At 71.8% G+C, this 11429-nt stretch carries 9 protein-coding genes; 4 read left to right on the top strand and 5 right to left on the bottom strand.

The genetic code is table 11. The annotated features are described in order from the left end of the window. Nucleotides 1-122: 122 nt before the first annotated feature. Both speB and J7E91_RS00010 read right to left on the bottom strand, forming a co-directional pair. Nucleotides 123-1118 carry an agmatinase gene (speB, locus tag J7E91_RS00005; RefSeq protein WP_214897939.1) on the bottom strand — a complete coding sequence of 332 codons (996 nt, stop codon included), beginning with the start codon at nucleotides 1116-1118 and terminating at the stop codon, nucleotides 123-125. A gap of 42 nt (nucleotides 1119-1160) precedes the next feature. Further along, nucleotides 1161-2642: a sodium:solute symporter gene (locus J7E91_RS00010; protein WP_214897942.1), complete on the bottom strand. Its 1482-nt coding sequence runs from the start codon at nucleotides 2640-2642 to the stop codon at nucleotides 1161-1163. Nucleotides 2643-2825: 183 nt separating this feature from the next. On the opposite strand from J7E91_RS00010, the gene J7E91_RS00015 reads away from it, so the two are divergent. The 3 genes from J7E91_RS00015 to tesB all read left to right on the top strand — a co-directional run bounded on the left by J7E91_RS00015 (nucleotide 2826) and on the right by tesB (nucleotide 6713). Then, a complete protein-coding gene (locus J7E91_RS00015) occupies nucleotides 2826-4490 on the top strand; it encodes a PucR family transcriptional regulator (protein ID WP_251014964.1) in 1665 nt (554 codons plus the stop codon). 161 nt (nucleotides 4491-4651) lie between these two features. Beyond that, nucleotides 4652-5809, top strand: coding sequence for an acyl-CoA dehydrogenase family protein (locus J7E91_RS00020; protein ID WP_214897946.1), 1158 nt, complete (start codon nucleotides 4652-4654; stop codon nucleotides 5807-5809). 31 nt (nucleotides 5810-5840) lie between these two features. Further along, nucleotides 5841-6713: an acyl-CoA thioesterase II gene (gene tesB, locus J7E91_RS00025; RefSeq protein WP_214897948.1), complete on the top strand. Its 873-nt coding sequence runs from the start codon at nucleotides 5841-5843 to the stop codon at nucleotides 6711-6713. Between the two features lie 19 nt (nucleotides 6714-6732). On the opposite strand, the gene J7E91_RS00030 is transcribed toward tesB, so the two are convergent. From J7E91_RS00030 to J7E91_RS00040, 3 genes are all read right to left on the bottom strand, one after another. Then, on the bottom strand, nucleotides 6733-7533 hold the full coding sequence (locus J7E91_RS00030; RefSeq protein WP_214897950.1) for a phosphatase: 801 nt from the start codon (nucleotides 7531-7533) through the stop codon (nucleotides 6733-6735). 204 nt (nucleotides 7534-7737) lie between these two features. Continuing rightward, nucleotides 7738-8358: a TetR/AcrR family transcriptional regulator gene (locus J7E91_RS00035; protein WP_214897952.1), complete on the bottom strand. Its 621-nt coding sequence runs from the start codon at nucleotides 8356-8358 to the stop codon at nucleotides 7738-7740. Nucleotides 8359-8380: 22 nt separating this feature from the next. Continuing rightward, nucleotides 8381-9610 carry a DUF418 domain-containing protein gene (locus J7E91_RS00040; RefSeq protein WP_308375878.1) on the bottom strand — a complete coding sequence of 410 codons (1230 nt, stop codon included), beginning with the start codon at nucleotides 9608-9610 and terminating at the stop codon, nucleotides 8381-8383. 169 nt (nucleotides 9611-9779) lie between these two features. On the opposite strand from J7E91_RS00040, the gene J7E91_RS00045 reads away from it, so the two are divergent. Continuing rightward, nucleotides 9780-11396 carry a carboxyl transferase domain-containing protein gene (locus J7E91_RS00045; RefSeq protein WP_214897954.1) on the top strand — a complete coding sequence of 539 codons (1617 nt, stop codon included), beginning with the start codon at nucleotides 9780-9782 and terminating at the stop codon, nucleotides 11394-11396. Nucleotides 11397-11429 lie beyond the last annotated feature (33 nt).

Genomic DNA, 11429 nt, shown 5'->3' on the forward strand with positions numbered 1-11429 from the left:
CGCCGAGGCCGTGCACGGCGCTGGGTGCCGGCGCGTGGGCGGCCGGCCGCCCGCCCGCCGAGGGTGCCGCCGGGCAGTCGGCGGCGCTAGCGAGCGCGCCCGACGGCCCGGCGGCGGGGGGGTTACTTCGCGGACCGCTCCGCGCCGGAGGCGCGCTGTGCCGCGATCTGCCGGGACATGATCGTCGTCAGCTCGTACGCCGTGTGGGAGGCCGCGACGGAGGTGATCTCCGCGTGGTCGTACGCCGGGGCGACCTCGACGACGTCCGCCGAGACGAGGTTGCAGGACGACAGGCCGCGCAGGATCTCCAGGAGCTCGCGGGAGGTCATGCCGCCCGCCTCCGGCGTGCCGGTGCCGGGCGCGTGGGCCGGGTCGAGGCAGTCGATGTCGATGGAGATGTACAGCGGGCGGTCGCCGATGCGCTGGCGGAGCTGGTCGGCGACCTCGTCGGCGCCGCGCCGGTAGACGTCCGAGGAGGTGACGATGCCGAAGCCCATCTTCTCGTCGTCGGTCAGGTCCTGCTTGCCGTAGAGGGGGCCGCGGATACCGACGTGGGAGAGCGCCTCGGTGTCGAGGATGCCCTCCTCGACGGCCCGGCGGAACGGCGTGCCGTGGGTGTATTCCGCGCCGAAGTACGTGTCCCACGTGTCCAGGTGCGCGTCGAAGTGGAGCAGCGCGACCGGGCCGTGCTTCTTCGCGACCGAGCGCAGGAGCGGAAGGGCGATGGTGTGGTCGCCGCCGAGCGTCATCATGCGGGCGCCGGAGCCGATGAGGTCGTCGGCCGCGGCCTCGATCGTCTCGACGGCCTCGTTGATGTTGAACGGGTTGGCTGCGATGTCACCCGCGTCCGCGACCTGCGCGAGCGCGAAGGGCGACGCGTCCTGCGCCGGGTTGTACGGGCGCAGGAGGCGCGAGGCCTCGCGGATCGCGTTGCCGCCGAAGCGGGCGCCGGGGCGGTAGGAGACCCCGGAGTCGAAGGGCACGCCGACGACGGCGACATCGGCGGTGCCGACCTCGTCGAGGCGGGGCAGCCGCGCGAAGGTCGCCGGGCCCGCGTACCGCGGGATGCGGGAGGAGTCGACGGGGCCGCGGAACTGCTGCTCGCTGCTGCTGCTCATGTGAATTGCCTTCTTTCCTACGCTTCGTTGCGTTATCTGACTTTAGCCCGCTGTGGGTACGGACTCGGACGCGGCCCGGGGCTCGGGCTCGGCGCCCCGCCCCGCCAGCCGCTCACGCCACGCGGCCAGGACGGCCGCGTCGGTCGGGCGGGTGGCGAGGCTGACGACGACGTACGCCGCGAGCGACAGCAACAGGCCGTAGTAGACGGGCTGGTTGGCGAGGATTCCGTACCACCACATCAGGCCGAGGACCCCGAGGCCGCCGACGCTGACGGACGCCAGGGCGCCGTACACCGTGCCGCGCTTCCAGAGCAGGCCGCCGAGGATCGGCACCAGAAGGCCGCCGACCAGCAGGTTGTAGGCGACGGTGAGCGCCTCGACGACGTTGTTCAGGGCGATGGCGATACAGACGACCGCGATGCCCATGATCAGGATGAAGACGCGGTTGCCGCGCACCTCGTCGTGGGCTTCGCCGCTCTTCTCGCGGGAGATCACGCCGCGCAGCCGCGACCAGATGTCGTTGTTGGCGACGGTCGCGCAGGCGATCAGCGCGCCGGACGAGGTCGACATCACGGCCGCCAGCGCCGCCGCGAGGACCAGGCCGCGTACGCCCATGGGCAGCTCGTCCCTGACGATCGTCGCGAAGGCGTCGTCGGCGTGGGCGAGGTCGGGGTAGAGGACCTTGGCCGCGGTGCCGATGACGGCGCCGGCGAGGGCGTAGACCAGGCAGTACGTACCGGCGACCGTGCCGCCGTAGCGGGCGACCTTGTCGCTGCGGGCCGTGAAGACGCGCTGCCAGATGTCCTGGCCGATGAGCATGCCGAACGTGTAGATCAGCACGTACGTGAAGATCGTCTCGCCGCCGATGCCGAGCGGGTCGAAGTACTCGGTGGGCAGCCGCGCCTTCATCTCGCTGAAGCCGCCGGCCTTGACGACCGCGATCGGCAGGAGCAGGAGCAGCACGCCGATCGTCTTGACGACGAACTGCACCATGTCGGTCAGCGTGATCGACCACATGCCGCCGAGCGTCGAGTACGCGACGACGATGGTGCCGCCGAGGATGATCGACAGCGAGCGGTCCATGTCGAAGATGACGTCGAAGATCGTGGCGTACGCGATGGTCGACGTGACGGCGAGCATCAGCGTGTACGCCCACATGACGACGCCCGAGATGATGCCGGCGCGGCCGCCGCCGTAGCGGAGGTCGAGCATCTCGGAGACGGTGTAGACCTTCAGGCGGGCGATGCGCGCGGAGAAGAAGATGCTGAGGGCGAGGAGTCCGAGGCCGATGGTGAAGACCATCCAGGCGCCGGAGAGGCCGTACTGGTAGCCGAGGCCGACGCCGCCGATGGTGGAGGCGCCGCCGAGGACGATGGCGGCCATCGTGCCGGAGTACATGCCGGGCCCGAGGCGGCGGCCGGCCACCAGGAACTCGCTCTTGGACTTGGCGCGGCGCATGCCCCACCAGCCCATGGCGAGCATTCCGGCCAGGTATATGGCGATCACCGCGTAGTCGACGGCCATGGGCCATCCTCCTTCGAGCACCTCGGTGGCGTGTCGTGCGGGGGTACGGGGGAGCGGCGGCTCTTGTGCGGGGACATCCGCCCGTACCCGCGGCCGCCGGTTCGCTCGACATTAGGTGGCTGGAAGGCGACGCTGAAGTGTACGTTTCATCCACTTCGCCGACCTCAGATGGATGGACCATCCATGCCGGACGCCCTGGCCTCCTCTTCCGCCCCTTCGGCCCCTCCCACTCCACCCGTTTCGCTGGCGGCGTTGCTGGCGCGGGAGGAGCTCGGCTTGCGCCGGATCGCGGGGCCCGAGGACGCGGATCTGCACTGGGTGCATACGTCGGAGATGGGCGACCCGTACCCGTACCTCCTCGGCGGTGAGCTCCTCCTGACGGCGGGGGTCCAGCTCACGGACCCCGACCACTACGTCTCGCGGGTGGTGGCGGCGGGCGCGGCGGCGCTCGGCTTCGGTGTCGCGCCGGTGTACGACACGGTGCCGCCGGCCCTGGTGGCGGCCTGCGAGCGGTACGGGCTGCCGCTGGTGGAGGTGCCGCCGCCGACCACGTTCACGGCGATTGCCCGCGCGGTGTGGCGGCTGATGGCGGAGGCCCGCCACCGCGAGCTGCGCCGCGTCGCGCAGGCCCAGCAGGGCCTGGCCACGGCGGCGGCCCGGCCCGACCCGGTGCCCGCGGTCCTGCGGCAGCTGACCGCGCGGCTCGACGGGGCGTGGGCGGTGCTGCTGTCGGCGGAAGGGGCGCCCCTGGCCACGGCGGGGCGTCCGCCGTCGCCGGACGCGCACGCGGCCCTGACCCGGCTCGCCCGCGTGGTCAACCCGCCGCAGCCGGAGCCGACTGCGAGCGAGCCCGCCGCGCCCGGCACCGCGCCCACCGGCACGACCACGCCCCCGGCCGTTTCGCCCGCATCGAGGACCACACCCGCGACCGGGCCCAGCCCCAAGACCACCGCGGCACCCACGCCCGTCCCCAAGACCACCCCCGCACCCGCACCCCCGACCGGCCCCGCCCCCAGGACAACGCCCGCGTCCGCCACCGACACCGCCGGCGGCAGCCATCTCGCCGCCTATGCCCTCGCCGGCGGCCAGCGGCTCGTGCTCGGGGTGGCCTCGGACCGGCGCGAGGCCGGCGACCACACCATCGCGGGCGTCGCCGTCGTACTCCTGTCGCTGCTCACCACGCCGCATCAGGGCGCCGCGGAATCCGCCCGCGCCGCCGCGCTGGTGCGGCTGCTGCTCGGGGCGGACGCGGCCGAGGTGGCGCCGCTGCTCGGCGCGGGCGGCTGGACCGTGGTGCACGCCCGGCCGGTGGCCGCCCCCGCCGGGCCCGATCCGCTGGCCGCCGCGGCGCTCGGCGCGGCCCTCGGCAGCGCGCTGGTGGACGCGACAGAGGAAGGGGTCGTACGGGTACTGCTCGCGGGCGACGCCCGGGACATCGAGCCGCAGCCCGGCTGGATCCTCGGCGTCAGCTCCCCCGTACCCGCATCCGACCTGCCCGCCGCCGACATCCGCGCCGAACGGGCCGTACGCCGGGCCGAGGCCACCCGCAGCCCCCTCGTGCGCGACCGGGCCGAGGCGGGCGAAGGGCTCGCCTCGCTGATCACGCCGGACGAGGCCCGGGCCCACGCCCGCGTACAGCTCGCGTCGATCGCCGACTCCCCCGCCCTCACCTCCACCCTGCGCACCTGGCTCTCGCTGCACGGGAGCTGGGACCGTACGGCCGTCGCGCTCGACGTCCACCGCAACACGGTCCGCCAGCGCATCGCCCGCTGCGCGACCCTCCTCGACGCCGACCTGGACGACGCGGACGTACGGATGGACCTGTGGTTCGCGCTGCGCTGGCTGTGACGCGTACGACCGTCCCGGAGCCTGGACAGCCTTGGTGACCACCCGGTAACTTTTGGGTGAGCAAGCGCTTAGTGCACCAGTCATCAATTGAGTAACCCAAACGGCGAGCAACCACCTCCGCGAGAGCGGCGGCGGTTTAGCCGCAAAGGAAGGGGCGTCCCGTGCGCCGGACCGTATTCAACGAGGACCACCAGGCGTTCCGGGAGACCATCCGCGCCTTCATCGAGGCCGAGGTCGTCCCCGTCTACGACGAGTGGTTCGCCGCTGGCCAGGCGCCGCGCGACTTCTACTACAAGCTCGGCGAGCTGGGCGTCTTCGGTATCCGCGTCCCCGAGGAGTACGGCGGCGCGGGCATCGAGTCGCACAAGTACGAGGCCGTGATGTACGAGGAGACCGCGCGCGCGGGCGTCTCCTTCGGTGGCTCCGGGGTGCACGTGCTGCTCGGCCTGCCCTACATCGAGATGCTCGCCACCGACGAGCAGAAGAAGCGCTACCTGCCGAAGTTCGTGTCCGGCGAGGAGATGTGGGCGCTGGCGATGACCGAGCCGGGCACCGGCTCCGACGTCGCGGGCATGAAGACCACCGCCAAGCTCTCCGAGGACGGCACGCACTACGTCCTCAACGGCGCCAAGACCTTCATCACCGGCGGTGTGCACGCCGACCGCGTCATCGTGTGCGCCCGTACCTCCGCCCCGCGCGAGGACGACCGCCGCTTCGGCATCTCCCTGTTCGCCGTGGACACCAAGTCCGAGGGTTACTCGGTGGGCCGCAAGCTGGACAAGCTCGGCCTCAAGACCTCCGACACCGCCGAGCTGGCGTTCGTCGACGTGAAGGTGCCGGTCGACGACCTGCTCGGCGAGGAGAACAAGGGCTTCGGCTACCTGGGCAAGAACCTGGCCTCCGAGCGCTGGGGCATCGCCTTCGGCGCGTACGCGCAGGCCAAGGCCGCCATCCGGTTCGCCCAGCAGTACGTGCAGGAGCGCACGGTCTTCGGCAAGCCGGTGGCCGCCTTCCAGAACACCAAGTTCGAACTGGCCGCCTGCCAGGCCGAGGTGGACGCCGCCGAGGCCGTCGTCGACCGCGCCCTGGAGGCCCTGGACGCGGGCGAGCTGACCCCCGCCGAGGCCGCGTCCGCGAAGCTGTTCGCCACCGAGGTCGCGCACCGCGTCATCGACAAGTGCCTCCAGCTGCACGGCGGTTACGGCTTCATGAACGAGTACCCGATCGCCCGCCTGTACGCGGACAACCGCGTGAACCGCATCTACGGCGGCACCAGCGAGGTCATGAAGATGATCATCGCGAAGGACATGGGTCTGTAGGACCCACCCTGCCGACCTGTAAACATCCCTGATGCACAAGGCACTTGACGCCCTCCTCGATCTGCTCGACCTGGAGCAGATCGAGGAGGACATCTTCCGAGGCGTGAGCCGTTCGGCGATCATCCCCCGTGTGTTCGGCGGTCAGGTCGCCGCCCAGGCTCTCGTCGCCGCGGGCCGCACCGTCCCCGAGGACTGCCTCGCGCACTCCCTGCACGCGTACTTCCTGCGCGCGGGGGACCCGGGCGCGCCCATCGTCTACACCGTCGACCGCATCCGCGACGGCCGCTCCTTCACCACGCGGCGCGTCGTCGCCGTCCAGCACGGCCAGCCGATCTTCCATCTCTCCGCGTCCTTCCAGACGTACGAGGAGGGCCTGGAGCACCAGGCGCCCATGCCGCCCGCGCCGGACCCCGAGACACTCCCGACGGCCGCCCAGATGCTGCCGCGGTACGCCGATCACTTCCTCGACCCGGGCGTCGTCGACCGCATGCTCGAAGCCCGCGCGGCGGTCGATCTGCGGTACGTCGACGCACCGCCGTACGGCAGCATCGGCGAACCGCGCGAGCCGCGCTCGCAGGTCTGGTTCCGTACGAACGGCAAACTCGCCGACGACCCGCTCCTGCACGTCTGCCTCGCCACGTACGTCTCCGACATGACGCTGCTCGACTCGGTGCTGCTCGCGCACGGGCGCGGCGGCTGGGCCACCGGCGACGTGGTCGGCGCGTCGCTCGACCACGCGATGTGGTTCCACCGGCCGTTCCGGGCGGACGAATGGCTGCTGTACGACCAGGAGTCGCCGTCCGCGTCGGGCGGGCGGGGCCTGGGGCAGGCCAGGATCTACACGCAGGACGGCCGGCTGGCGATCTCCGTCATCCAGGAGGGCGTGGTCCGGGTACCCCGCTGACCGTTGCCCACTGTTTACGTCAGGACGCCGGGTCGGCGCCGTCCGTCAGGCCCGCCGAGTCCAGCAGGTACGCCGTCATCGGGTCGTAGAAGCGCGGGTCGGTGACGTGGTCGTCGAGCGGGACGGTGACCTGGAGCGTGCCTTCCGCCTCGGCGATGAAGAGCGCCGGGTCGTTGCAGTCGGCGTATCCGACGGCGTCGATTCCGCGCTGTCCCGCGCAGCCCGCCCACCCGTGGTCGGCGACGACCAGGTCGGGCAGCGGCCGCCCCTCGTGCTCCATTCCGTTGAGGATCGCCGCCATGGGCTCGGGCGAGTGCGTGTGCCAGAGCGTCGCGCCGCGCTCCAGCATCGCGACGTCCGCGAACTGGAACACCATGCCCTCGTCGGCCATGAGCCCGCCCGGGATGCGTACGATCTCGCAGCCGGCGCGGCGCAGCGCGTCCGCGGTCTGCCGGTGTACGTCGAGCAGCCCGCCCGGGTGCCCGGTCGCGAACAGCACCCGCTCCTTGCCCGCGGCGGCCTTGCGCAGCCGCGCCGCCATCCGCTCCAGGGCGTCGACGGTCAGCTCGGGGTCGATGGTGTCCTGGCCCATGCGGTGCTCGGGGTCGTCGCTGACGCCGCAGCGCTCCGCCATCACGGCGAGTACGTCCTGCTCGTCGGTCCAGCGGTCACCGAGTTCGAGACCGAGCCAGTAGTGGCGGTCGCCGTTCGCGAGCTTGCGGTAGTGGGAGAGGTTGTTGTCGCGGGGGGTGGCGACGTCACCGGCGATGCGGGTGCGGGCGAGGTGGTCGACAAGGGCGGCGCGGCTGGGTATCGGCATGAGCCCATTGTGCCGTCCGCCTCCGACCCCCGTCCGGCAAAGCCACCGCCGCCTGCGAAGCAACCCCGTCCGCCAAACTCGCCACCGTCCACCGAACTCGCCACCGCCCGGCAGATCCAGCCCGTCCGGCATTTGAGGACCGGGGGCCGGGGCGGAGCCCCGGGAGTTCGGCAGGGCCTGCACAGGCGCAGCCCCGGTCAGGCCTCAGGCCACCGTCCGTGGCGCAAGGGCCGCGAACGCGCCGTGGGCCAGCCGCCGCAGCAGCCCCTCCATCGCCGCCCGCCCCGGCAGCCCGTTACCGTACGACCCCAGGTGCGGCGTCGAGTTGAGCAGCCCGAACACCGCGTGCACGGCCGACCGCGCCTCCGCCTCCGGTACGTCGGGATTCAGCTCCCGTACGACGGTGACCCACAGCTCGACGTACTGCCGCTGGAGCTGGCGCACCCGCTTGCGGTCGCTCTCCCTGAGCCGGTCCAGTTCGCGGTCGTGCAGGGTGATCAGCGGCCGGTCGTCCAGCGCGAAGTCGATGTGCCCGTCGATGAGGGAGCCGAGGACGGCTGCCGGGCTGTCGGCGGACTCCGCGGCGGCGCGCTGCCTGCCGCCGTCCAGCAGCCGCTCGCTGATGCCGACGAGCAGCTCGGCGAGCATGGCGTCCTTGCCCGGGAAGTGGCGGTAGAGACCGGGGCCGCTGATGCCGACGGCGGCGCCTATCTCGTCGACGCCCACGCCGTGGAAGCCGCGCTCGGCAAAGAGGCGGGCGGCCTCCTTGAGGATCTGCTCGCGGCGGGTCGGGGCCGCGACGCGGGCGGCGGCGTTGGTGCTCATGACGCCATTCTAAACCGGCTTGTTAGCGCTCGTTAACCTGACGGGGGCGCTCGCGCAAGTGGGTGAAGGCGCGCAGCACCCATTCCACCGGACCGAGCCGGTACCGCCGCATGAGCAGGCCACTGAGCGCGAGCTGCGCCGCGTACAGCACGAGCGCGATACAGACGGGGACGGCGATGCCCACGCGTCCGTACAGGCCGAGACCGTACCCGGTGAAGATCAGTGCCATGACCAGCGACTGGGTGAGGTAATTGGTCAGCGCCATGCGCCCGGCGGGTGCGAGCACCCCGGCGGCCCGCGCCCCGCTCGGCGTACCGAACCAGAGCAGCAGCCCGGCGACGTACGCCGCACTGAGTGCCGGTGCCACGACGACGCCGGTCATGGCGGCAAGCAGCTCCCAGCGGGGCGAGAGCGGGCCTGCCACACCGGAGGCCGCGAAGGCGGCGGCGGGCACGCCCACGCAGAGGCCGGTCCAGAGGATACGGCGCAGACTCGCCCCGTCGGCCCGCGTGAGCCACTGCCGCTTCCCGGCCGAGAGCCCCATCAGGAAGGCGGCGACCACGAAGCCGCTCATGGTGACCAGCGCGAAGACGGCGAACGGCAGCTGTCCGAGGTTCGCACCCACGACATCGGTGAAACCGCCCCGGTAGGCGGCGGTGAGTTCCGCGGCTTCGGCGGCCACGGCGGCCCGGTCGGCGTCGCCTTCGAGGCCGGTGAGCGTCCCGAGCACGCCGAGCAGCAGCAGAAGCGAGCCGAAAACGCCCCACACCCAGAGCGCGGCGCGGTACGCCCCTTCGGGGGTGGCCCGGCGGGCGGCGAAGAGGATCAGGCCGAGCAGGGCATACGTCGTCAGGATGTCGCCGATGTAGAGGAACACCACGTGCAGGGCCCCGAGGACGAACAGCCCCAGCAGGCGCCGCATCGTCCGCGGCCCGAAGCGGGCGCCGGCGCGCTCGGCCGAGGCCGCCTGGAGGGTGAAGCTGTAGCCGAAGAGGAACGAGAAGAGCAGATAGAACTTGCTCTGCGCGAGGAAGTCGACCAGCCACAGGGTCACGGCGTCGGCCGTGGCGGGCGGACGGCCGCCCAGCAGGCCCTGCGAGCCGGCCATGGTCAAGGTGTTGACCAGCAGGATGCCGAGGAGGGCGAAGCCGCGAAGGGCGTCGACCTCCAGGATGCGCCGGCGCGGCTGTGGCTGTATCGCCGTGTCCCGTATGGCCGTGTCCTGTATGGCCGTGTCCCGCAGTGTCGTCACAAGTCCCGTCCCCGTGTGTGGTCGGGTCAGATCCTGACACGTCCGGATCTTGAACACGTCATACCGAAGGAGGAATCCACAGCCCTGGACACGTCGGTTAGCGCTCGTTAACCTGAAAGGGCGTTAACGCTCACTAACATCACATCGACCGGGCAAGGGGGCTCAGGAGATGCGGCAGGCACCGGTGCTGACCAGCACCGCCGATCCGGCAGCCGAGACATGGCGGGCCAATGAAGCGGCCCACCAGGAGCTCGTGGAGGGGCTGCGTGGGCGGCTGGCCGCGGCGCGGCTCGGCGGCGGTGAGAAGGCCCGTGCCCGGCACACCGCGCGCGGCAAGCTGCTCCCCCGCGACCGCGTGGACACGCTCCTCGACCCCGGATCGCCCTTCCTGGAGCTGGCTCCGCTGGCGGCCGAGGGGATGTACGGCGGGGCGGCGCCGGCCGCGGGAGTGATCGCCGGGATCGGGCGGGTGAGCGGCCGCGAGGTGGTGATCGTCGCCAATGACGCCACGGTCAAGGGCGGCACGTACTACCCGATGACCGTCAAGAAGCACCTCCGCGCCCAGGAGGTGGCCCTTGAGAACCACCTCCCCTGCCTGTACCTGGTGGACTCCGGCGGCGCCTTCCTCCCCATGCAGGACGAGGTCTTCCCGGACCGCGAGCACTTCGGGCGGATCTTCTACAACCAGGCCCGCATGTCGGGGGCGGGCATCCCGCAGATCGCGGCGGTGCTCGGCTCCTGCACGGCGGGCGGGGCGTACGTACCCGCGATGAGCGACGAGGCCGTGATCGTGCGCAACCAGGGCACGATCTTCCTGGGCGGGCCGCCCCTGGTGAAGGCCGCGACGGGCGAGGTCGTCACGGCGGAGGAGCTGGGCGGCGGTGAGGTCCACTCCCGCACGTCGGGCGTCACCGACCACCTGGCGGAGGACGACGCCCACGCCCTGCGCATCGTCCGCAACATCGTCGCGACGCTCCCGGAGCGCGGCCCGCTGCCGTGGCCGGTGGAGCCGGTCGATGAGCCGAAGGTCGACCCGGCCGGGCTGTACGGCGCGGTGCCGGTGGACTCCCGTACGCCCTATGACGTGCGGGAAGTGATCGCCCGTACGGTCGACGGCTCACGCTTCCAGGAGTTCAAGGCGGAGTTCGGCCAGACGCTGGTCACCGGCTTCGCCCGGATCCACGGGCACCCGGTCGGCATCGTCGCGAACAACGGCATCCTGTTCTCCGAATCCGCCCAGAAGGGCGCGCACTTCATCGAGCTGTGCGACCAGCGCGGCATCCCCCTGCTCTTCCTCCAGAACATCTCGGGCTTCATGGTCGGCAGGGACTACGAAGCGGGCGGCATCGCCAAGCACGGCGCGAAGATGGTGACGGCGGTGGCGTGCACGCGCGTGCCGAAGCTGACGGTCGTCGTCGGCGGGTCGTACGGCGCGGGCAACTACTCGATGTGCGGCCGGGCGTACTCGCCGCGCTTCCTGTGGATGTGGCCCAACGCGAAGATCTCGGTGATGGGCGGCGAGCAGGCGGCGTCGGTGCTGGCGACCGTCAAGCGCGACCAGCTCGAAGCGCGGGGCGAGGAGTGGCCCGCCGCGGAGGAGGAGGCGTTCAAGGCGCCGATCCGCGAGCAGTACGAGGCCCAGGGCAACGCCTACTACGCGACGGCGCGGCTGTGGGACGACGGCGTGATCGACCCGCTGGAGACCCGGCAGGTCGTGGGCCTGGCCCTGACGGCCTGCGCCAACGCGCCCCTGGCCGAGCCCGCCTTCGGCGTCTTCCGGATGTGAGAGACAGATGACGGAGTTCCCCATGGTCCCCAT

Origin of the sequence: Streptomyces sp. ISL-99, from assembly GCF_018614005.1 — a bacterium.
In the GTDB taxonomy this organism is placed as follows: Bacteria; Actinomycetota; Actinomycetes; order Streptomycetales; family Streptomycetaceae; genus Streptomyces; species Streptomyces flavidovirens.